At 56.5% G+C, this 22,231-nt stretch carries 22 protein-coding genes; 11 read left to right on the forward strand and 11 right to left on the reverse strand.

Going from position 1 to position 22,231, the window contains the following annotated elements; genetic code table 11:
* Window positions 1-888 carry an alpha/beta hydrolase gene (locus Yoon_RS03495; protein ID WP_238110184.1) on the forward strand — a complete coding sequence of 296 codons (888 nt, stop codon included), beginning with the start codon at window positions 1-3 and terminating at the stop codon, window positions 886-888.
* On the opposite strand, the gene Yoon_RS03500 is transcribed toward Yoon_RS03495, so the two are convergent.
* Genes Yoon_RS03500 through cobU form a run of 4 tightly spaced genes read right to left on the reverse strand, consistent with a single transcriptional unit; the run spans window position 858 to window position 4,268 of the window.
* Entirely contained in the window at window positions 858-2,372 is a 1,515-nt protein-coding gene (locus Yoon_RS03500) for a YifB family Mg chelatase-like AAA ATPase (RefSeq protein ID WP_238110186.1), read from the reverse strand. The two genes, Yoon_RS03495 and Yoon_RS03500, sit on opposite strands and share 31 nt — an antisense overlap.
* Window positions 2,373-2,423: 51 nt before the next feature.
* Window positions 2,424-3,113 carry a glutathione S-transferase gene (locus Yoon_RS03505; RefSeq protein WP_238110189.1) on the reverse strand — a complete coding sequence of 230 codons (690 nt, stop codon included), beginning with the start codon at window positions 3,111-3,113 and terminating at the stop codon, window positions 2,424-2,426.
* A 58-nt stretch (window positions 3,114-3,171) separates the two neighbouring features.
* Complete coding sequence (locus Yoon_RS03510; RefSeq protein ID WP_238110190.1) at window positions 3,172-3,750, reverse strand: histidine phosphatase family protein; 579 nt, start codon at window positions 3,748-3,750, stop codon at window positions 3,172-3,174.
* Window positions 3,747-4,268: a bifunctional adenosylcobinamide kinase/adenosylcobinamide-phosphate guanylyltransferase gene (gene cobU / locus Yoon_RS03515; RefSeq protein ID WP_238110192.1), complete on the reverse strand. Its 522-nt coding sequence runs from the start codon at window positions 4,266-4,268 to the stop codon at window positions 3,747-3,749. Before cobU ends, Yoon_RS03510 begins: the two co-directional genes overlap by 4 nt.
* Window positions 4,269-4,414: 146 nt before the next feature.
* Between cobU and coaBC the strand changes: the two genes are divergently transcribed.
* Genes coaBC through Yoon_RS03545 form a run of 6 tightly spaced genes read left to right on the forward strand, consistent with a single transcriptional unit; the run spans window position 4,415 to window position 10,817 of the window.
* The gene (gene coaBC, locus Yoon_RS03520; protein WP_238110194.1) at window positions 4,415-5,608 is read left to right on the forward strand and encodes a bifunctional phosphopantothenoylcysteine decarboxylase/phosphopantothenate--cysteine ligase CoaBC; all 1,194 of its coding nucleotides are present in this window, start codon (window positions 4,415-4,417) and stop codon (window positions 5,606-5,608) included.
* Entirely contained in the window at window positions 5,605-6,060 is a 456-nt protein-coding gene (gene dut, locus Yoon_RS03525; protein ID WP_238110196.1) for a dUTP diphosphatase, read from the forward strand. The genes coaBC and dut overlap by 4 nt, the downstream gene beginning before the upstream one ends.
* Window positions 6,057-7,112, forward strand: a complete 1,056-nt coding sequence (locus Yoon_RS03530; RefSeq protein WP_238110197.1) for a molybdopterin-synthase adenylyltransferase MoeB — start codon at window positions 6,057-6,059, stop codon at window positions 7,110-7,112. Before dut ends, Yoon_RS03530 begins: the two co-directional genes overlap by 4 nt.
* A gap of 43 nt (window positions 7,113-7,155) precedes the next feature.
* A complete protein-coding gene (locus Yoon_RS03535) occupies window positions 7,156-7,938 on the forward strand; it encodes a transporter substrate-binding domain-containing protein (protein ID WP_238110199.1) in 783 nt (260 codons plus the stop codon).
* 32 nt (window positions 7,939-7,970) lie between these two features.
* Window positions 7,971-8,747 (forward strand): amino acid ABC transporter permease, encoded by a 777-nt coding sequence (locus tag Yoon_RS03540; protein WP_238110955.1) that lies wholly within the window; start codon window positions 7,971-7,973, stop codon window positions 8,745-8,747.
* Between the two features lie 42 nt (window positions 8,748-8,789).
* On the forward strand, window positions 8,790-10,817 hold the full coding sequence (locus Yoon_RS03545; RefSeq protein WP_238110202.1) for a M3 family metallopeptidase: 2,028 nt from the start codon (window positions 8,790-8,792) through the stop codon (window positions 10,815-10,817).
* Window positions 10,818-10,835: 18 nt separating this feature from the next.
* Here the strand turns inward: Yoon_RS03545 and Yoon_RS03550 are convergent, their stop codons facing one another.
* Window positions 10,836-11,744: a cation diffusion facilitator family transporter gene (locus Yoon_RS03550; protein ID WP_238110204.1), complete on the reverse strand. Its 909-nt coding sequence runs from the start codon at window positions 11,742-11,744 to the stop codon at window positions 10,836-10,838.
* A 42-nt stretch (window positions 11,745-11,786) separates the two neighbouring features.
* A complete protein-coding gene (locus Yoon_RS03555; RefSeq protein WP_238110205.1) occupies window positions 11,787-12,317 on the reverse strand; it encodes an SH3 domain-containing protein in 531 nt (176 codons plus the stop codon).
* A gap of 109 nt (window positions 12,318-12,426) precedes the next feature.
* On the opposite strand from Yoon_RS03555, the gene Yoon_RS03560 reads away from it, so the two are divergent.
* The 3 genes from Yoon_RS03560 (at window position 12,427) to Yoon_RS03570 (ending at window position 17,328) form a co-directional block, all read left to right on the forward strand.
* A complete protein-coding gene (locus Yoon_RS03560) occupies window positions 12,427-13,413 on the forward strand; it encodes a D-glycerate dehydrogenase (protein ID WP_238110206.1) in 987 nt (328 codons plus the stop codon).
* A 43-nt stretch (window positions 13,414-13,456) separates the two neighbouring features.
* Window positions 13,457-14,689, forward strand: coding sequence for a hypothetical protein (locus Yoon_RS03565; protein ID WP_238110210.1), 1,233 nt, complete (start codon window positions 13,457-13,459; stop codon window positions 14,687-14,689).
* A gap of 137 nt (window positions 14,690-14,826) precedes the next feature.
* Window positions 14,827-17,328: an FAD-dependent oxidoreductase gene (locus tag Yoon_RS03570; protein ID WP_238110212.1), complete on the forward strand. Its 2,502-nt coding sequence runs from the start codon at window positions 14,827-14,829 to the stop codon at window positions 17,326-17,328.
* Window positions 17,329-17,343: 15 nt separating this feature from the next.
* Here the strand turns inward: Yoon_RS03570 and Yoon_RS03575 are convergent, their stop codons facing one another.
* The 5 genes from Yoon_RS03575 to Yoon_RS03595 form a co-directional block, all read right to left on the reverse strand.
* Complete coding sequence (locus tag Yoon_RS03575) at window positions 17,344-18,042, reverse strand: GNAT family N-acetyltransferase (RefSeq protein WP_238110214.1); 699 nt, start codon at window positions 18,040-18,042, stop codon at window positions 17,344-17,346.
* A gap of 10 nt (window positions 18,043-18,052) precedes the next feature.
* Entirely contained in the window at window positions 18,053-19,123 is a 1,071-nt protein-coding gene (locus Yoon_RS03580; RefSeq protein WP_238110216.1) for an FAD-binding oxidoreductase, read from the reverse strand.
* A complete protein-coding gene (locus tag Yoon_RS03585; protein ID WP_238110218.1) occupies window positions 19,120-20,052 on the reverse strand; it encodes an aldo/keto reductase in 933 nt (310 codons plus the stop codon). Before Yoon_RS03585 ends, Yoon_RS03580 begins: the two co-directional genes overlap by 4 nt.
* A gap of 111 nt (window positions 20,053-20,163) precedes the next feature.
* A complete protein-coding gene (locus Yoon_RS03590; protein ID WP_238110220.1) occupies window positions 20,164-20,454 on the reverse strand; it encodes a hypothetical protein in 291 nt (96 codons plus the stop codon).
* A gap of 140 nt (window positions 20,455-20,594) precedes the next feature.
* On the reverse strand, window positions 20,595-20,825 hold the full coding sequence (locus Yoon_RS03595; RefSeq protein WP_238110221.1) for a hypothetical protein: 231 nt from the start codon (window positions 20,823-20,825) through the stop codon (window positions 20,595-20,597).
* A gap of 169 nt (window positions 20,826-20,994) precedes the next feature.
* Between Yoon_RS03595 and mgrA the strand changes: the two genes are divergently transcribed.
* A complete protein-coding gene (gene mgrA / locus Yoon_RS03600) occupies window positions 20,995-22,050 on the forward strand; it encodes an L-glyceraldehyde 3-phosphate reductase (protein ID WP_238110229.1) in 1,056 nt (351 codons plus the stop codon).
* Window positions 22,051-22,231 lie beyond the last annotated feature (181 nt).

Raw genomic sequence — 22,231 nt, forward strand, 5'->3', positions numbered from 1 at the left:
TTGCGATTAAGATTGCTTAATCTTGGGTTGCGCGTTTTTGTGCGGCCCATGCTTGGGCTGTCAAAGTCGCCGACGCGGGCAAAATGGACATTTGATCTTATTGGGCCTCGGCTTTTTCCGGGGCCGCCGCTGATTTGTCACCTGCAAGAGGCGCTAGGTAATTTGACCCTTCATTGGGTCAGCGTCGGCCCGGTGGAACCCCGGCGCGTCATCCTATATTTTCACGGCGGCGCCTATTTCGTTGGAAGTGGAACAGCCTATCGCGGGTTGCTTGGCCATATTTCAAAACTGACAGGGGTGCGCGTTTGCGCCCCCGATTACAGATTACTGCAAGATGCCCCGTTTCCTGCTGCGTTTGACGATGCGGTTGCCGCGTGGGACGCGCTGATCGCCAAAGGGTATCGTCCCAAAGATATTGTACTTGGTGGTGACAGCGCTGGTGGCGGATTAATGTTGGCGTTGCTCACGCATCTGATCGCGCAAGGTGACCACCCGCGCGCCGCATTCGCGATGTCCCCTTGGACGGATTTGACGCTAAGCGGCCCCAGCTTGCAGACCAAATCCGAAGTGTTGCTGCCGGTGTCCCGAATGGACGAAGTCGTCGATCGATATCTTTGTGGTGCGGACCGCCACGATCCGCGTGCGTCGCCGCTATTTGCGAGGATTGAGCGCGCGCCGCCTGTTCTGATTCAGGTCGGAAGCGGCGAAGCTTTGCGTGATGATGCAGTGCGAATGGCAGATGTTTTGGCGGGCGCTGCAACGCTTAAGATTTGGGAGGACGTCCCGCATGTTTGGCAAATGTTTGTCGGATATATTCCACAAGCGCGCGCAGCTTTGACGCAAATGGCGCGCTTTGTTCACGCATCTTTCGAGAGCGAGAGCCGGTAGCTAACCGCCTCGGCCACATGAGGTTTACGTACCTCGCTTGATCCATCCAAATCGGCGATGGTGCGCGCGACCCGCAGCACCCGGTGGTAGCCGCGCGCAGATAGACCAAATCGTTCCGCGACTTTGAGCAACAAGTCACGCCCGTCAGCGTCAGGGGTTGCGATTTCTTCAAGCACGTTGCCTTCGGCGTCCGCGTTTACGCGCATTTTGCTATGCCCCGAAAACCGCGCTGATTGCACGTCGCGCGCCGCTGCGACGCGTGCGGCGATGGTTTCGGAACTATCGCCATCTTGAGGTAAATCGAGGTCAGTGAACGCGACGGGCGGGACTTCGATCCGTAGATCAAACCGGTCCATCAACGGCCCAGATATCCGCCCCAAATAGTCATCGCCACATAGCGGCACTCGTGTGCAGGCGCGGGCGGGGTCAGACAGGTATCCGCATTTGCAGGGGTTTGCAGCCGCGACGAGCATAAATCGGCAGGGGTAACGCACATGCGCATTGGCGCGGGCCACGACCACCTCGCCTGTTTCAATCGGCTGGCGCAGGGTTTCGAGCACGGTGCGCGCAAATTCGGGGAATTCGTCCATGAACAATACGCCGTTGTGGGCAAGGCTGATTTCACCGGGTTTGGCCGTGCGTCCGCCCCCGACGATTGCGGCCATGGATGCGGTGTGATGCGGTTCGCGGAACGGGCATTCGCGGTTAATGCCGCCTTCGTCCAGCAGGCCTGACAGCGAATGGATCATCGATGTCTCTAAGGCTTCGACGGGGGTAAGCGGCGGTAGAATACCCGGAATGCGCGCGGCGAGCATGGATTTTCCCGATCCGGGTGATCCAACCATGATCAGATGGTGACGCCCGGCCGCTGCAATTTCAAGCGCGCGCTTGGCGCGTTCTTGGCCTTTAACCTCTGACAGGTCGCGCATATTTGCGGGGCGGTGCACTTCGCCCGGTTCAGATGGTGCGAGCACCGATTGCCCGGTGAAATGCCGGACCACATCTGCCAATGTGCGCGGCGCGATCACATTTGTTGCCCCGACCCAAGCGGCCTCTGGCCCGCAGGCGTGCGGGCATAAAAGCGTCCGGTCGTCTTCGGCGGCGGCCATCGCTGCGGGCAGCGCACCAACCACGGGCACGAGTGTTCCATCCAGCGATAATTCCCCCAAGGCCACGGTTTGGGCCGCTTGATCAGACGGGATGATTTCAAGCGCCGCAAGAAGCGCGAGCGCAATCGGCAGGTCGAAATGTGATCCTTCTTTGGGCAGGTCTGCAGGGGATAGGTTGACGGTGATCCGTTTGGACGGCAACGCAATGGCCATGGCGGTCAGGGCCGCGCGGACCCTTTCGCGCGCTTCTGACACCGCTTTGTCGGGTAGCCCAACGATTGAAAAGGCAGGGATGCCCGGGCTAACGGCGCATTGCACCTCGACTAACCGGGCATCAATCCCTTCAAATGCAACTGTATAGGCCTGTGCGACCATGACCACGCTCCGCTTTTGGTTAACGGTTACGTGGTCGTGGTTTACGAATGGTTAAGATTCGTCGCCGGGCCAAGGTTTGCGGCCAAGATCCATCGGATAAGGCCACGGATCATAGCTTTCGGATTGCGACGCTGCGCGCCATGCCAAAAACGCGGGATCCGACAGATGTGCATCGATATAGGCCTGTGCTGTCGGGCTCGCGGGTAAATCATATGTGGTCATACGCAGCGCGACCGGTGCATAAAACACGTCGGCCAGTGAATAGTCACCAAATAGCCAAGGTCCATTTTGCCCGTGCCGCGACCGTGCCAGCGCCCAAAGCTCTTCGACGCGCGCGACGTCGGCAAGCACCGCATCAGATGGTTCAAAACCGTCCCAGACATGGGTGATCATATTCGGGCAGGCATCGCGTAGCGCCATAAACCCAGAGTGCATTTCGTGGGTAATGGTGCGCGCCAATGCACGCGCTGCGCCGTCGCGCGGGTAAAGGTTTACGTCTGGGTGCCGCTCAACCAGCGTTTCGCCCATCGCCAAGCTATCGGTCAATACATAACCTTCAGGTGTTTGCATCGCAGGCACCGTGCGCGCCGGTGCAAGATGTGCCAGTTCTTCGCGGTATGTGCCCGCGTAAAGCCCAACGATATTGGTGTTATAATCCAGCCCGAATTTTTCGAGCATTAGCCAGCCGCGAAGCGACCAGCTGCTAAAGGTGCGATCACCGATGTAAAGTTGATATGTCATAGTGTGACGCTAGCGCGCCATCGTCATTTCGCAAAACGACAATATGTGACGTATCCCATCACGCAATGTGATTAATCGCTCCAAGCGTCCACCCCTGCGGCCCATACGACATTTGGGTGATCGACAAGTTATCAATGTGATGTCCCATTGCCTCATACGCGGTGCTGCCGCTTGCCCGCTGGATTTGCGTCATGATCACGCCGATATGAGCAGTAATGATGATGTCTTGGCCCATGTGACGCGCTATCAAATCATCAACGACCGCGTTCACGCGTGCTGCAACCGCGTTCCAGCTTTCGCCATCTGGCGCGCAAAGATCGCCGGGGGTTTCCCAAAATGCGCGGCTCAGGTCGGGGTCACGTGCCGCGACCTGTGAAAAATGCAACCCGTCCCAGGCTCCGAAATTAAATTCGCGCAGGTCAGGGTGGTCAGGCAATCGGGTGCGGTTCCGCCCGATCGCATCGGCCGTGGCTGATGCGCGGATGAGATCAGAGGCGATCACCAATGCGTCGACCGGCAAGTGATCTGCAACCCGGTCGATCAGGGCTTGATCAGATAGATCCGCAGGCACATCACGCCAACCGACAAAGTTTTTTTCGTGGGTTGGTCCGTGACGCACCCACCATAGCCGGGTCACGGCAACTGCCCTTTGAGCACCATCGGCAATCCAGCCATCACCGCCACAACAAGATCTGCGTTGGCGGCGATATCTTGGTTCAACTGGCCTTGGGCATTACGGAAGCGGCGGGACAGAGCGTTGTCGGGCACGATCCCTTGGCCGACCTCGTTTGATACAATCACGATGGGCGCGCGGCAGGCGTCAATCGCGGCCAGCAACGCGGCGGTTTGCTGCGTGACGTCGTGTTCGCCAATAACAAGGTTGGTCAGCCAAAGTGTCGCGCAATCGATCAACACAGCGGCGTCTTTGGTGACCGTGTTCAGCGCATCTACAACCGCAATTGGTTCTTCGATGGTCGTCCAGTTTTCACCGCGCTGATCGCGGTGTCGCGCAACTTTATCGGCCATTTCATCGTCATAGACCTGCGCCGTCGCGATATAGATTTTCTGCATTCCTGCGTCGAGCACAAGGCTTTCGGCAAAAGCCGATTTGCCAGAGGCGGCGCCACCAAGAACAAGTGTAAGTTTGGGCAGCATCGCTGTGCACCTTTATTGACCCGTATCGCCACCGCACTAGCACGGCTTTAGGTCCAAGCGCACGGGTTTATGACGATGCGGGCGCGTCATTGTGCATGGCACCGAACTGACCTAAGTTCACACCATTACGCTATCGGAGACTTGCCATGCTGGCGGACAAACATATTTTGCTGATCGTCGGCGGCGGTGTCGCGGCTTTTAAGGCGCTGGATTTGCTGCGCAGATTGCGTGAACAAGGCGCGCATGTCACACCGGTATTGACCAACGCTGGTGCTGAATTTGTCACCCCGCTTAGCCTTTCGGCCCTATCGGCAAGCAAAGTGTACCAGGATCTGTTTGACCTGACCGACGAGGCCGAGATGGGCCATATCGAATTGTCGCGCGCGGCCGATCTGATCGTTGTGGCCCCGGCGACTGCGGATTTGATGGCGAAAATGGCGCAAGGGCTGGCGAATGATTTGGCGTCGACGCTGTTGTTAGCCACGGATAAATGCGTCTTGGTCGCGCCTTCAATGAATGTCCGCATGTGGGATCATCCGGCGACGCAGCGCAATCTGGCGACCTTGCAAAATGATGGCGTACTAGTCGTTGGCCCAGATGAGGGCGCAATGGCCTGTGGCGAGTTTGGACCGGGGCGTTTGGCCGAAACCCCTGATATTATAGCCGCAATTGATGCCGCTTTGTCAGATGGGCCGCTGAAGGGTAAACATATCCTCGTCACCTCCGGCCCAACGCATGAACCGATTGATCCGGTGCGCTATATTGCGAATAGATCGTCAGGTGCGCAGGGCACCGCCATTGCAAAGGCGCTGGTCGCGCTGGGCGCAGATGTGACGTTTGTGACGGGCCCGGCGGATGTTGCCCCACCTGCAGGTGTTAGCGTCGTAGCTGTGCAAACCGCCAAACAAATGCTGGATGCCGTCAACGCAGCCCCCGACGCAGATGCCGCGGTTTTTGCCGCTGCCGTTGCGGATTGGCATGTGAGCAATGCGGGTGACAGTAAGATTAAGAAAGATAAATCCGGGCTGCCGCATCTCGAATTTGCGGAAAACCCCGACATTCTGGCAACCGTGTCGAAGCTCAAATCAGGTCGTCCTGCTTTGGTTGTGGGCTTTGCCGCTGAAACCGATGATGTCATTGCCAATGCGACCGCCAAACGGTTGCGCAAGGGTTGTGACTGGATTTTGGCCAATGATGTATCCCCCGAAACAGGCATTATGGGCGGATCGGAAAACGATGTGACCTTGATCACCGCTGACGGTGCAGAGGATTGGCCGCGCATGTCGAAAGATGCCACTGCTGCCGCATTGGCCGACCGTATCGCAAAGGCCATCACGTGACCCCAGAAATTGCAATCCAATGGGATGAGGGGGCCGATGTTGGCCTTGGTCTGCCGTCCTACGAAACTCCCGGCGCTGCGGGCGCTGATCTACGAGCGAACCTAGCGGATAAACGTGCGATTGAATTGCCGCCGGGACGCCGCACATTGGTGCCAACGGGATTGCGTATGGCCATCCCGCAAGGGTTCGAAGTGCAGATCAGACCGCGATCAGGTCTTGCACTGAAACATGGGATCGGCTTGGTAAATAGCCCGGGCACGATTGATAGTGATTATCGCGGGCCTGTTGGGATTATTCTGATCAACTGGGGCCAAGACTATTTCACCATTCAGCACGGGATGCGCATCGCACAGATGGTCGTGGCCCCCGTTGTGCAAGCGAAGTTCAAGCCTGTTGCGATGCTTGATCTGACCACACGCGGTGCGGGTGGGTTTGGGTCTACCGGCCTATGATGATGGTTGGCTCAATGGCGTTGGCGCTTTGGGCGATCACAACGTTGATGGGCGCCCCGATGCGGGTGCGCTGGGTGATGCTGGCGGTTTTGATCAGCGCCGTGATTTTGGTGCATCTTGTGTTGCCCGATGGACATCCACTGCGCATGGCCACGGGCGGCGATGCCCGGTTTTGGGCTTTGTTTGTGGTGTTCGGTATATTGGTCGCGGGCTATCGGAATTTACTGGGCCGGTTGAAGGCGCGCGCGCCGGAACATGAAACACCTGCGCAAACCCCTGACAGCTTTTCCGAAACCGAATTGAACCGCTACGCCCGCCATATCATGCTACGCGAGGTCGGCGGACCGGGACAAAAGGCGCTGCGCGATGCCCGTGTTTTGGTCGTCGGGGCAGGGGGGCTTGGGGCGCCAGCGCTGCAATATCTGGCGGCAGCTGGGGTCGGTACCATTGGCGTAATCGATGATGATCTGGTCGAAAACACGAACCTGCAACGACAAGTCATCCACCAAGACCGCGATATCGGGATGCCCAAAGTGCATTCCGCAGCCGACGCCATGCGCGCGCAAAACCCGTTTGTCACGGTGAACCCCTATCACCGCCGCCTAAATGAGGATGTCGCGGCGGAGCTGTTCGCGGAATATGATCTGATCCTGGATGGCACCGATAATTTTGATACGCGCTATCTGGTTAATCGCACGGCTGTAGCGCTGGGTAAGCCACTGATAGCGGCTGCGCTGACGCAGTGGGAAGGACAGATCAGCCTTTATGATCCATCGTCGGGCGGCCCTTGCTACGCCTGTATTTTCCCAACGGCGCCGGACCCTGCATTGGTACCTAGCTGCGCCGAAGCTGGGGTGATCGGCCCATTGCCCGGCGTGATCGGCGCGATGATGGCGGTCGAAGCGGTTAAGAAAATCACCGGTGCAGGCGATGGATTGGCGGGACGGTTGCTGATTTATGATGCGCTTTATGCGCAAACGCGGATCATTGCGATCAAGCCGCGCGCAGATTGCGCCGCATGCGGTGGCAGGGGCTTGCAGGTTCTGGGCTGACGGGCCTAGGCTGCTTTTCAAATCAAACAGATTGGAGACTCTGATGAAAACGGTCGCGACACTTGCTTTGGCTCTTTGTGCAACACCGGCGCTGGCCGATGGTCATCTGCCCGATCTGGACGGGCGCGAGATCGTTGTCGTCACTGAAAACGCATACCCGCCGCTGCAATTTATCGATACTGACGGCAATGCTGTGGGCTGGGAATATGACGCGATGGCCGAGATTGCCGCACGCTTGAACGCCACGATCACCTATGAAAACATCAGCTGGGACGCGATGATTCCAGCGGTGTCCGGCGCGCAATATGATATCGGCATGACCGGGATCACCATCCGCGAAGACCGCGCCGAGATCGTTGATTTTTCGGACAGCTATATGACCTCTGAAATGGTGATGCTGGTGCGTGGTGATGAGGATCGGTTCGACGATGCCGCGGGCTTTGCCGCTGATGATGATCTTTTGATGGCCGCACAACCCGGCACGACGCCGTTTTATGTCGGCGTTTACGATGTGCTGGACGGCGATGAAGCCAACCTGCGTATTCAACTAATGGAAACATTTGGGGCAACCGTGCAGGCGTTGCGCGTCGGCGATGTCGATTTGATCTTGACCGATGGCACCGCTGGGAACGGCTATGTCGAAGCCTCTGACGGCGGGTTGAAGATTATCGGTGAAAAGCTCGGGACCGAAGATTTTGGTTTTATTTTCCCCAAAGGCTCTGATCTGGTTGGTCCGATTAACGCAGCAATTGCGGATATGGCGGCTGACGGCACGATTAACGTGCTCAATACGCGTTGGTTCCTTGACTATAAGCTTGGCGAATAAGCGCAGGGTTTTTCGCGTTGCACCCTAAACCCATGGGCAAAGCGGATTTTCCTTACTGGCTGGTCGCAGTAATCGCGATCGGCCTTTACTTGTTTTGGCAGGTCTTTACGGATGACACCTATTCCAAGGTGCTGAGTACATTGCGCAAAGGGATGTGGGTGACGGTTTATGTCACGTTAATTGCCTACGCGATGGCCTGTTTTCTGGGGCTTGCACTGGCGCTGGCGGCCTTGTCGCGGTCAATCATCTTGCGCCAGATTGCACGGTTTTATATCGAAATTATGCGCGGCGTGCCGATTATTGTGCTGCTGCTTTACGTGGCCTTTGTTCTGGCGCCGGGGTTGGTGATGGCGTGGAATTGGGTGGCTGAGATGATCGAGGCTGACCCGATCCGCACGCGTGATTTTTCGCTGCTCTGGCGCGCGATTATCGCGCTGACGCTGGCCTATGCGTCCTTCTTGGCTGAGGTTTTTCGCGCCGGGCTGCAATCCGTTGATATTGGACAAATTGAGGCTGCAGAGGCGCTTGGTATGAACCGCTGGCAGCGGTTCCGGCATATCGTGTTCCCGCAAGCCTTGCGCACAATCCTCCCCCCGCTTGGCAATGACTTCGTCGCGATGCTCAAGGATTCGAGCCTTGTTTCCGTGCTTGGCGTGACAGATGTGACGCAACTGGGCAAGGTCACCGCGGCGGGAAATTTCCGTTATTTCGAAACCTATAATGTGGTCGCCTTGGTTTATCTGACGATGACAATCAGCCTGTCGATTGTGCTACGCCGATTTGAAAAACGTATGCGTCAGCGCTCGTAATTATGTGCTGCACAGCATATCTATCCGGTAAAGGAGATCACCATGACCAACCCGTTGCTGACCACTTGGGACACCCCCTTTGGATTGCCCCCGTTCGACCAAATTGCCGATGCTGATTTTGCGCCAGCCGTTGACGTCGCCTTGCAACAATCGCGCGACAATATCGCGGCAATTGCGCAAAACGCTGATGTGCCCACATTTGACAACACGATCACCGCATTGGAAACGGCTGATGAATTGCTAGGTCGCGTGTTGGGTGCGTTTTATGCGCTGGCAGGGGCAGACAGCAACGCCGCGCGCGAAGAATTGCAGCGTGAATTTGCACCAAAGCTGAGCGCATACGCCTCTGAAGTGTCTGAGAATACCGCGCTTTTTGCGCGTGTAAAAACCCTGTGGGATCAGCGTGAAACGCTTGATCTGACGGATGAACAACAACGCGTGCTCATGTTGACGCACCGTGGGTTTGTCCGCTCCGGGGCGCAATTGTCCGGGGATGATGCGACCGCGCTGCGCGATGCCAAGTCGCGGCTTTCTGTCTTGGGCACGGATTTCATGCAAAACCTACTAGCGGATGAACGCAGCTGGTTCTTGCCTTTGGGGCCAGATGATCTGACAGGCCTGCCTGATTTTGTGATCGCAACGGCCAATGCCGCAGGTGTTGAAAAAGCGGCAGGCGGTCCCGTTGTGACGCTGTCACGTTCCTTGATTGTGCCGTTCTTGCAGTTCTCGGATCGGCGCGATCTGCGTGAAAAAGCCTATGAGGCTTGGGGCGCGCGTGGCGCCAACGGCGGTGAGACCGATAACCGTGCGCTGGCGGCTGAGACGCTTAAGCTGCGCGAAACACGCGCAAAGCTGCTTGGCTATGATAACTTTGCCAACTTCAAACTGGAAACCGAAATGGCTGGCACGCCCGCCGCAGTGAATGATCTGTTGATGCAGGTCTGGGCACCTGCCAAAGCGGCCGCCGAAGCTGACGCCAAAGTGTTGACACAGATGTTGCATGCTGATGGTTTTGAGGGGCCATTGGAGCCATGGGATTGGCGCTATTATGCCGAAAAACGCCGCAAGGAATTGCATGATTTGGACGAGGCTGAGCTAAAGCCCTACCTGCAACTTGACCGGATGATCGAAGCGGCCTTTTCATGCGCGACGCGGCTGTTCGGGCTGGAATTTGCGCCGCTTGAAGGGCCGACCTATCATCCCGATGTCCGTATGTGGGAGGTCACGCGTAACGGCGCGCATGTCGCGGTGTTCATCGGTGACTATTTCGCGCGCGGGGCAAAACGATCGGGTGCGTGGTGTTCGGCGATGCGGGTGCAAACGCGGATTGGCGGCGATATCCGCCCGCATGTCGTAAACGTCTGCAATTTTGCAAAGCCTGAGGAAGGTAAGCCTGCGTTGTTGTCTTATGATGACGCGCGGACCTTGTTTCATGAATTTGGCCATGCGCTGCATCAGATGTTGTCGGATGTGACCTATGAAAGCATTAGTGGCACATCGGTGGCCCGCGATTTTGTGGAACTGCCCAGCCAGCTATACGAGCATTGGCTGGAGGTGCCAGAGGTGCTTGCAGAGTTTGCGACCCATGCGGATACGGGTGTGCCGATGCCGCAGGATTTGTTGGACCGCATGCTAGGCGCTGCAACCTATGATATGGGGTTTCAGACGGTGGAATATGTGGCCTCGGCGCTGGTCGATCTGGCGTTTCACAATGGCCCGGCCCCGGCTGATCCGATGCAGAAACAAGCGCAGGTTTTGGAACAAATCGGCATGCCGCATGCGATCCGCATGCGCCACGCCACCCCGCATTTTGCACATGTGTTTGCAGGCGACGGCTATTCCAGCGGCTATTATAGCTACATGTGGTCCGAGGTCATGGACGCTGATGCGTTTGACGCATTTGAAGAGGCGGGTGATCCGTTTGACCCGGACACGGCAAAGCGTTTGGAAGAAACTGTGCTGTCGTCAGGTGGGTCAGTGGACGCCGCAGACCTTTATGTCGCGTTCCGGGGGCGTTTGCCGGGGGTGGATGCCCTTCTGAAAGGGCGTGGATTGGCAGGGTCAGCGTAGGGTGGATCAAGATCCACCTTACGGGCGCGGATCGTCGGGGTGTTTTGCGACCCCAATTGGGTCTTTGTGGATCAGCACATCTGCTTGCGGATAGGCGGCCACAATCGCCCGGCGGAGTGCGGCCCCTTTTGCGTGCGCGTCACTGAGTGATTGCGTGCCATCAAGTTCGATATGCATATTCACAAACACCCGGCTACCTGCAACGCGGGTTTTAAGGTCGTGATAGCCTTCGATACCTTCGTAGGCATCGGCAATTGCGCAAATGCCGCGGATCATCGTGGGGTCGGCTTGCCGATCCATCAGCGCATCCCACGCGGTTTTCCCGATCCGGAGCGCCCCAACAGCCAATAGGGCTGCCGCGCCCAGTGCGACCACGCTATCAATCTGCGCAAGCCCCAAACTGGCAGAGGCCCAAAGAGCGAGGATCGCCCCTATATTAGGGATCAGATCGCCAAGGTAGTGCAGGCTGTCGGCTTGTACGACTTTATTGCCTGTCTTTGCCGCGACCCGCCGCTGCCAAATCACGAGCCCAAGCGTGACCACGATTGAAAACACCATCACCCCGATCCCTTGGGCTTCGTGTTCGGGCAAGGTGACGCTGTCATCAAGTAGCCGCAAAATCGCGGCTGTGGCAATCACACCCGCAGAAATCAGAATAAAAAGAGATTGCCCAAGGGCCGCCAAATCCTCGGCCGAGGTATGGCCAAAATTATGATCGTCATCGGCGGGTTTGGCAGCATAAGCAATTGCGGCGAGCCCGCCGAGCGACATCATCAAATCCATCGCACTATCTGCCAAGGTCGCCGCGATTGACAGCGACCCAGTTTGCCCAAGCGCCCAAAGTTTGGCGATCACCAAGACCAATGCAACCGCGACGGAAAGCAATCCGGCAGAAAGGTTCAGGCGGGTGGAGTGGGTATCAGGCATGTTCGAGTGCTAGGCGGTTTCCGGCATGATCGCAAGCGCGGCTTAATCCCTGATTTCCACATCAGACACGCCCCAGATCATCGTTTTTGGGGCCCAGCCGTCGTAGCCGCCCGCGCTGATTTCGCACCATGTCGGGGTGCAATCGCCCAAGCGTGCGATGACCCCGTGTTCAAGGACGGCACGTGTGCCCGCATCCTCGGAAGGGGTCGCGCGCAGCGGTGTATCATCGCCGCTGATCAACACGGTACGGACGCCTGATAGCATCGTGTAATGCACCCAGCCGCCTTGGCCGTCGCGATCAATCACCCGGCGCCAATGACCGTATTCGGCGATCACTTGCAGGGGCATGTTCCGGCGTTGAAATACCCAGTCGATCCGGTGAGACAGTGATGGACCGCGCCGCACGTTTGCCTCGGATGCCTTGAGCGAGACAAATCGCGGCAGCGGCAAGTTGGTTTCGGGGCCTAGCGCGGGGGCATCATTTGCCTCTTGCGCGGTCAGCAAACCGGCGCTGAAACCGCACACAAGCACAGCCAGATGAAACACCCGAAGCCATCGCAGCAAATTACCCATCGTTTACCTTACAACTGCTCAAAATATGGCGCGCGGTTCTTGTGCTGCGCGTCCCTTTGGCGCAACCTGACACGGAATGCAGAATTTGGAAAGCCACGGGAGGCGCCCCATGCCAGGCAAGCGTATAAGTGTTGTTGTGACGCGACGGTTACCCGACGTTGTTGAAACGCGGATGAAAGAATTGTTCGACGTGACCCTGCGCGATGAAGACACGCCAATGACCCAAGATGAACTGGCTGCCGCAATGGCCACGACCGAAGTTTTGGTCGCGACGATTACTGATCAAATTGATGCTAAATTACTGGCGCGTGCGGGGCCAAATTTGCGGTTGATCGCGAACTATGGGGCCGGTGTCGACAATATTGATGTGGCCACAGCGCGCGAACGTGGCATTCATGTTTCGAACACGCCGGGCGTGGTCACCGAAGATACGGCCGATATGGTCATGGCGCTGATTTTGGGTGTCACGCGTCGGTTGGCTGAAGGGCTCCGGTTGGCGCAATCAAACGATTGGCAAGGCTGGTCGCCTACCGCGATGATGGGCGGACGCATACGCGGGCGCCGCTTGGGCATTCTCGGGATGGGGCGGATTGGGCAGGCGGTGGCGCGCCGTGCGACGGCTTTTGGCATGCAGGTGCATTACCACAACCGCAAGCGCCTACGCCCAGAAATAGAAGAGGCATTGGATGCCACCTATTGGGAAAGTCTCGATCAGATGGTGGCGCGGATGGATGTCATTTCGATCAACTGCCCGCACACGCCTTCAACCTTCCACTTGATGAACGCACGGCGTCTGAAACTGATGAAACCCGACGCGGTCGTTGTGAATACGTCGCGCGGAGAGGTGATCGACGAAAATGCGCTGACACGGATGCTGCGGGCTGGCGAAATTGTGGGTGCCGGGTTGGATGTGTTTGAGCGGGGAAGTGAAATTAACCCGCGTCTGAAAGAATTGCCTAACGCGATTTTGCTACCGCATATGGGGTCGGCAACTGTCGAAGGGCGCATTGAGATGGGCGAGAAGGTGATTGTGAACATCAAAACCTTTGCCGATGGGCATCGCCCGCCCGATTTGGTTGTGCCCGCAATGCTATAGCGTTAGCGTTGCCAAAGAAATTCAGATTAAGGGATGGGTCGCGATGCGATTGATGATGCCGCTTATTGGGCTGTTGATGCTGGTTGTTGCAGCGGCGATTGTCTTTACCTTTAAGATTGTTTGGGACGAACATGTTTTCCAACAGCGCTTGGTCAGTATCGAGGTCAGTGCCCCCGATGGTTGGGAGGCGGTCCCCTATGAAACATCGCATGGCGAAGCCATCGTCGGAGAGCCGCTAACTGCGTCAGATGCGCCCGCGACAACCACACAACGCATTTTGCGCGGGCTTGATGATGTGAACGGCGATCCGCTGAAAGGGGCCGTTTGGTCATTTTTGAATGGTCAAGAAAGCGTGGTCATGCGCATGGAATTCGCGCCACACCGCCCGCCTCGGAACAATATTCTCGCGCAAATGTCTCAGGCTTCTGCTGGTCCACCCCCGCCCAATCTTGACGTTGATGTTGCGACAATTCACGGGATCACCCTGATCGTAAAGCCGCGGGTGTCGACGACACCCGATTCTGATATTCCTGAACCTGTGAATTACCGCCGTTTCCAAATGCGCTTTGGAGATCAAGAAATTGATGAGGTGCTTGACGTTACTGTGACTACCAATGCTAGCGACGCGGCTGTGGTGAATGCATTGATGCAGGTCGATTTCGCGCGCGCGCATGGTTTGCTGGATACGCCTGATCCGGCGTTTGACCAATCTTCGGGCGTTGTGACACCCGACCAGCAGCCTTTGGCATCGACAGCTCCGCCGCCTTCACTTGCCTTTGTGGCAGCGGGAATGCTTGAAAACGGCGAAGACCTTGGCGAACCTTGGATGGATGTTTTGGCGCGGATCAAGGCGGATGAAATTGCGGATTGGGAAAGCCTGATCGCGCTGTACCCAGATGACATCGCGCAAATTCCGCTACCGCTATTTGAATTGCTTGATGATGGGTCACAAGAAAATGCTGCGCGGTACTTTGCGGCCCGCATGCGTGCAAGCGATCGGACGTGGAATGATCACGAACATTACATCTTGGGCAAAATCATCAATCCCGAGAGCAGCCAAGCAGATCTTGCTGACTATCTGACCGGATCACCGGATGTGGCTGATGATGTTATCGCGCTTATTCTGCAACTTCCCGAAACCGGTGCCGAGGCTGCAATAGATACGGGTCCCGAGACGGGACAAGCGACTGGAACGCAGGGTGCGAACACCATTCTTCAGTCCGAAAATTGCCGGATTGAGAACGGCATCCGTCGCTGTACGGTTGACGGAAATTAATTTGTAGAATTCTAAATGAAAAAATAGCATTTTTTTTCATATTGTCGTAATTGTATGATGAGAGGTCGGATGGTTCGCTCAATATTGGGCGGTTCGGCGCAATCTGAATGCAACACGATGAAAAGGGATTCGGGCTTATGAAAACGCATGTCAAAGCATTGGTCGTCGGTGGCGGGGCCGTTGGGACATCAATCGCATATCACTTGGCAAAGGCAGGGTGGGATGACGTCATGTTGCTGGAACGTGATGAACTCACGTCGGGCTCCACATGGCATGCCGCGGGCCTGCTGCCATATTTCAATATGTCCTACGCATCTAGCCACATCCATGATTATTCGATTAAGTTCTATAAAACGCTCGAAGAAGAAACGGGGCTGAACCCTGGCTTTTCCGTTGTCGGTAACCTGCGGATGGCGCAGTCTCAGGCACGTATGGATGAATACATGCTTTACGCATCGACAGCGGAAACTGTTGATATCCCTTACGAATGGATGACCCCTGATCAAATCCGCGAACGCTGGCCGTTGGTGCGCACCGAAGATTTGGTCGGCGCGATTTTTCACCCGACTGACGGCTACATCAACCCAGCTGACGTAACGATGGCGATGGCCAAAGGGGCCCGTCAACGCGGTGTCACGATTGAACGACGCTGGCAGGTTGATGGCTACCACTGGACGGGCGACCACTGGGATGTGACCTGCACTAAAATGGTTGAAAAGGGCGGCAATTTGATTGCGTCCGACGAACAGATTGTGATCCATGCCGAACATGTCGTGACCGCAACGGGCAACCACGCACAGCGCACGGCCAAACTGTTGGGGATCAAAACCCCCGCGATCCCCGTTGAGCACCAGTTCATCGTCACCGAACCAGATCCCGCCCTTGTTGAATGGCGCAAACAGCACGGCGAACATCCTGTTTTGCGTGATGTTGATGCACGCTGGTACGTGCGCGAAGAACGCGGTGGCTGGATTCTTGGGCCTTATGAAGACGGCGCGCCGTCGCGTTTCCGCTATGGGGTCCCCGATAGTTTCCGCGCGGATCTGTTCCCACTGAACCTTGAACGGATCGAACAGGAATACATGGACTTTATCCACCGTATTCCATCTACCGAAGAAGTCGGGCTAAAGGATGATTTCAACGGTCCGATTTGCTACACGCCTGACGGCAACCCGCTGATCGGTCCAGCACCGGGGCTGCGCAATATGTGGCTGGCGGAAGGGTTCTCATTCGGGATCACGGCTGGCGGTGGTGCAGGATACTACCTTGCGCAAATGATGGTCGAAGGCGAAGCAGAGATCGACATGGCGTCCCTCGACCCCAAACGCTATGGCAATTGGATGACGTCGGAATATGCGACCGCCAAGAACGAAGAAACCTATCCGTTCCTTTTGAAATTGCACTGGCCAGACGAAGAACGCCCAGCAGCCCGCCCGCTGCGCACAGCGCCTGCCTATGACCGCCAAGCCAAACGTGGCGCGCAATTTGGGCAGGTGAATGGCTGGGAACGGCCGAACTACTACGGTCCGCTTGATGCGCCGCAAAACTACGACGAAGAAACCAATTCGTTCCGTCGTGGCGGCTGGTGGCAGCATGCTGTGGACGAAGCAAAGTCGATCCGCGAAGGTGTTGGCCTGATCGACGCAACCGCCTTTACCAAACACATCGTCAAAGGGCCGGGCGCCGAAGGCTTCCTTAATTGGTTCACGACCAATAAACTGCCTAAGGTTGGCCGGATCAACCTGACCTATGCGCTTTCGTCCGCGGGCACGACGCGCACAGAATACACAATTGTGCGCCTAAAGGATGATGAATTCTATCTTGTCTCTGCCGGGGCATGGACGGCCTATGATTCCGATTACCTGCACAAAGCGATCGAAGACAAGGAAGCCGAATTTGGCCGGATCGAAGTCCAAGATGTCACCACCCAATGGGGCGTCTTTGCCATCGCCGGACCCAAAGCACGCGATGTGCTGAAAGCGGTGATCTGCGATGCGGATCCTGAAACAGCGCTGTCGAACAAACGGTTCCCGTGGCTATCTGCGCGCCAAATTGAATTGGGCATGTGTCCGGTCAATGCGATCCGCGTGGCCTATACGGGCGAATTGGGCTGGGAATTGCATCACCCAATGGAAATGCAGAACTACCTGTTTGATCTGCTGGAAAAAGCAGGCGCAGAGCACGGCATGAAGCTGGTCGGCGCGCGTGCGCAAAACTGGCTCCGTCAAGAAAAATCATACCGGGCCTTTGGGACAGAACTGGGCCGCGACGCGACCCCACTTGAGGCGGACCTGCCACGGTTCGTTGATCTTTCCAAAGATTTCCACGGCAAAGCCGCGATGGAAAAGATTGGCATCCGGTCCACCTGCGTGACCCTGCTGATTGATGGGCCGGACGACGCTGATCCATGGGGCCGCGAGGCGCTGTATGACATGGATGGGACCCGCGTTGGGCGTCTGACATCTGGTGGCTATTCCGTCGCTTTCGGGAAATCGATTGGGATGGGGTACGTCAAACCGGGCGGAGACGCTGTGGGGACAAAGCTACAGGTCAAGATGTTTGATAAATTATGGCCTGCTGAGATCGTCGAAGACAGCCCGTATGATCCCAAAAACGCAACCATTCGTATCGATGGTTAAAGAATTGAGGGCGCGCTATATGCGCGCCTTCAGCGCATTGATCTGCTGGCCGTTTGTATCAAAGTTCGCTGGATCAAGCCAATTTTGAAACGCCTTGTCAATGCGCGCCCAGTCCTGATCAAGCACCGAAAACCATGCGGTGTCGCGATTGCGACCTTTGTACACAACAGCCTGCTTAAACAACCCATCATAGCAAAAACCAAGCCGCGCAGCCGCGTTACGTGATGGTGCATTGAGCGCATCGCATTTCCATTCATACCGCCGATAACCTAAATCGAAGGCGCGTTTCATCATCAGATACATGGCTTCGGTCGCGGCAGGGGTGCGTTGCAGCGCAGGCGCAAAGGTGATGAAACCGACCTCGACCACACCATTTGCGGGATCGATGCGCAGGAAGCTGGCCACGCCGACGGGCTTTCCGCTGTCTTTCGCGATAATTGTAAAAAATAATGGGTCCGCACTGTTTTGTGCCGCCGCAACCCACGTGGCATAGTCATTTTCGGTCGCAAACGGGCCGACAGGCATGTAGGTCCAAAGCGTTCCTGTCGTATCCGCATCAAACGCAGCAAACAGATCAGCGCTATGCGGCGCCTCAAGTGGCACCAGATCGCAAAACTGCCCATGCATCGGTGTTCTTGGGATCGCTGGGCATCCTGTCCAATCAGCGACCGGGGCGCCAATTGGCTGCCCCTGTGGGTTTTGGTGTTCGGTCATTTGGCTTCTTTCAGGAAAAGCGCGCGGGCGAGAGCGCCGCGACGGCTTCGGCCGGGATTTCGGGCGTTCTGCCCGCAATGGTATCGGCCAAAAGTTGGCTTGCTGCGGGCGATGATTGCATCCCGTAGCCGCCTTGCCCGGCGCACCAAACAAAGCTGGGGTCGCGCGCATCGGGGCCTAAAACCAATGTCCGGTCGGGTGCAAATGTGCGCATCCCGGCCCAAGACGCAAGTAATCGGGTCACGGACATCGTGACGTTCTCTTCGAACCGCGCGAGCCCCTCGGCAAGCACCATATCGTCGGCGTATACATCATGTGGGGTCACCAGGTCTTCGTCCGCCGGGGACACGATCAGCGCGCCTGCGTCTGGCTTTGAATACCAAGTTTCGCCTGCGGCAAACACCATCGGCCACCTGCTGACGTCCGTGCCATCAGGCGCTGGGATGCGCGCCATTGATCGGCGCAGCGGCGTGAAACCAAGCTGTGTGATCCCGGCCATTACAGCGATTTCGTCGACCCAGCCACCCGCGGCGTTGATGATCGCCGTTGTGTCATAAGTCTCAGATGCCGTGGTCACTGCCCAGCCGTTGTTGTGGCGGGTAATTGCGGTGACTGCGGCTTTAGTAACGATGTTCGCGCCATTCGCGCGGGCTGTCCGCGCGAATGTCTGGACCAGTTTGTCGGTGTCGATGTCTTGGGCGCGGTCATCGTAGCCCACTTGGGTAACAACGTCGCGGTCCAAGATCGGGAAATGTGCGGCGGCTTCATCGATGGTCAGGCGATTAAGCCCCATCTGTGCAAAATCTGCATCAAACGCGGCTTGGTCATTTGCGGACCCAAGCAACATCAACCCGCGTGGGCTGAGAACATCTGCGTCTTTGTGAAAATCATACGAGGCCGCGTTTAACGCGATGGTCGCAGGCTTGCCGTAGTTGCGTTCAAACAGTGCCGCCGAGCGACCCGAGGCATGGTAGGCCAGTGCGCTTTCGCTCTCTAAAACCGTGACGCTGCCCAGTTCTGACAGGCGCGCCGCTGCGGAAATTCCAGCGATACCGCCACCGATTATCAGAAAATCAATCATGCCTCTTCCAATCGGTCAGTTGCGGGGGCGGGTGTAACACTCAGCGCGGTGATTTGGTCATAGAGCGCGTCGTCCATGTCATAGCTTTGGGCGGCCAGTGATGGGGCAAGCTGCGTGACGGAACGCGCAGAAATGATCGGGCGCGGGGCCGTAGGGTGGGTCTTGACCCACGCCACCGCAAGGGTCGCAGGATCAGTGCCCAGATCGGCGGAAAGCGCAGACAGTTCACGTGCGGTGTCATGCATCCATGGCTGATTGTAGCGGGCTTTATAGCGCGAATCTTCGGTCAAACGCCCGCTGCCACCCGCGGCGTATTTCCCGGTCAGCAAACCGCCGCCAAGTGGTGAGTAAGGCACAACTGTTATGTCTTGGTCTTGTGCTACCGGGATGATTTCGACCTCGGACTGGCGTTTCACAAGGCTATACATCGGCTGGACCGCGTCAATTTTCGTGCCAAGCGTTTGGGCGATACCTTGAGCTTTCATAACCTGCCAAGCGGCGTAGTTCGACACGCCGATATAGCGGATCAACCCTTTGGCTTGCAGCTCTGCCAGCGTACTGAACGTGTCCAAAAGCGCGGTATCAGGATCAAAACGGTGCAGATACAAAAGATCGATGGCATCTTCGTTCAATTGCGCACGGCTACGGTCGAATTGTTCAAGTATGTTTTTGCGTCCCGCCCCGCCGACATATCCAACCTTGCTTGCAACAAACAGGTCATCACGGGCTGCTTTGATCATAGGTCCAAGCAGCGTTTCCGACGCGCCACCTGTATAGCCGACCGCCGTATCAAACTGATTCACGCCAGCAGTACATGCGGCATCAAACATCGCGCGGCTCGCGTCAGCGTCGGCTGTGCCGCCAAATTGCATCGTACCAAAGGTGAGGTCGGAAACGGGCGTGCCGTTACGGGTCAAAAGCTGTGTCATGGCCGCACTGTTACACGGCTTTTGAGCTATGAAAAGTACGCGATTGTACCCGTCACAATTTGTAATTTTGGGACTATCTGGCCTGCCGCACTTTGACAGGCCAGATGATTATTAAATATGCGCCGGGGCGTTGTCGGTGGTCACATAGGTGCATGCATGGCAGGCCGTCGCACCCGTTTGGTCAAACCAACGGCATGTCGCGCGAATTGGGCATGCGGGAAGCCCGTTTTGGGTAGGCAGATCCATGTTTTCGAGATGCGTCAGCACCCGATCAATCACACCACATCTGCTTCCGGTCCATTGGCTGCATCCCGTCGTGGCACAGCCCGATGCAAACCGCATGCGTTGTTCGGGCGGGCCTGCTTGCCGTGCAGCCTCCACGAAATGAGCATCAATTGGCATTGCCGTTCGCAGATGGTTGACCCGCCCGTCTTCCCCTTTGACGCCCAGCAATGTGGCTCCCGGTTCGCAACGCGCACTGGGGCAAGTGCGGTCTGCCCCAGTGCTGGTGAGTCCCGGAACGCCCTTTTCAGGGCACCCCATTAGAATGCACCCAACCGTTTCCCGATCTCGGCTTCGATATCGCCAAGGCGATCAAGGTCGGGGTGCAGAATAATCCCCCACCATTCGCGTGGGAATTTGACTGCAAAAGGTTTGTCATACCCCAGCCGCGCAACGTGTTTTAGCGCGACCGATTGCAGTTCATTCTGGAGTTGAAGTTGGTCTTCCTTTGACATTGGCATTTCACCAAGGTCGATTGCAAAACGTGCCATAAGAACACTCCTTTTTGATTAAAGTTGCCGTCGCTGAAAATAGGATGCGACAGGGTGATTGTAGCACACGCAGGGGTTGTTGTGGGGTCGGGTATTCCTGACTACCCCGTTGACATCGGGTTTGGCGCATGGTCGCTTGCGTCGAAATCGATGTAGGGGAGGAAAGTCTATGACATATGTACCAGCCGAAAACCGTTATGAAAAAATGGTTTACCGCCGCTGCGGAAACTCTGGCGTGAAACTACCAGCTATCTCGCTTGGGCTTTGGCACAATTTTGGCCATGACACCCCCCATGAGACCAAACAGGCGATTTGCCGGACTGCATTTGACAATGGAATCACCCATTTTGATTTGGCTAACAATTATGGTCCGCCTCCGGGATCAGCCGAACATGCGTTTGGGTCGATCTTGGCAGAAGATTTTAAAGGCTACCGTGATGAGCTGATCATCAGTTCAAAGGCCGGATACGGGATGTGGGCGGGCCCTTATGGCGAATGGGGAAGCCGCAAATATCTGGTGTCATCATGTGATCAGTCGCTTAAGCGGATGGGGCTTGATTATGTTGATATCTTTTATTCCCATCGGTTTGATCCCGACACGCCGCTCGAAGAAACGATGGGTGCGCTGGATTATATCGTGCGATCAGGTCGCGCGCTTTATGCGGGGATTTCGTCTTATAATACCGAACGCACCCGCGAAGCCGTCGCGATTTTGAACGATCTAGGCACACCGTGCCTAATCCATCAGCCATCCTACAATATGCTGAATCGCTGGGTCGAACGCGATGGTCTGAAAGATACGTTGCAAGATTTGGGCGTCGGATCGATTGCATTTACCCCGCTGGCCCAAGGTATGCTGACCAAGAAATATCTGGGCGGCATCCCCGATGACAGCCGCGCCAGCCAAGGCAAATCGCTGTTTCCAACGATGCTGACTGACCGTGCGATTGAAAATATCCGCAAACTGAACGAAATTGCCGAAAATCGCGGCCAGACATTGGCGCAAATGGCGATTGCATGGGTCTTGCGCGGGGGCGGTATCACAACAGCCCTGATCGGCGCGTCCAAACCTTCCCAAGTAGAGGATTGCGTCGGTGCTGTGGCCAACCTTGACTTCACCCCCGAAGAATTGGCGCTCATTGATCAATATGCTGATGAAGAGCAGATCAATCTATGGGCGGCTTCGGCCGAGCAATCCAAGGGTGCGGCAGAGCGCCGAAAGTGATCTAAGCGCGGTTATGTGCACATAATTTCAGCGGTCGTGTTCTCATTAATCAAGGTGCATGTTCGTTGGCGCCACCATGTAAACAATGGCGCTTTGCTTGTAAGAAAAATCGGTCTAAAACAACCGAATATGCTGGTTTTGGCATAATGTGTGTCGTGTGATCCTTGGTTTGACGGAGAAA

Source organism: Yoonia sp. I 8.24 (assembly GCF_022096995.1).
Classification (GTDB): Bacteria; Pseudomonadota; Alphaproteobacteria; order Rhodobacterales; family Rhodobacteraceae; genus Yoonia.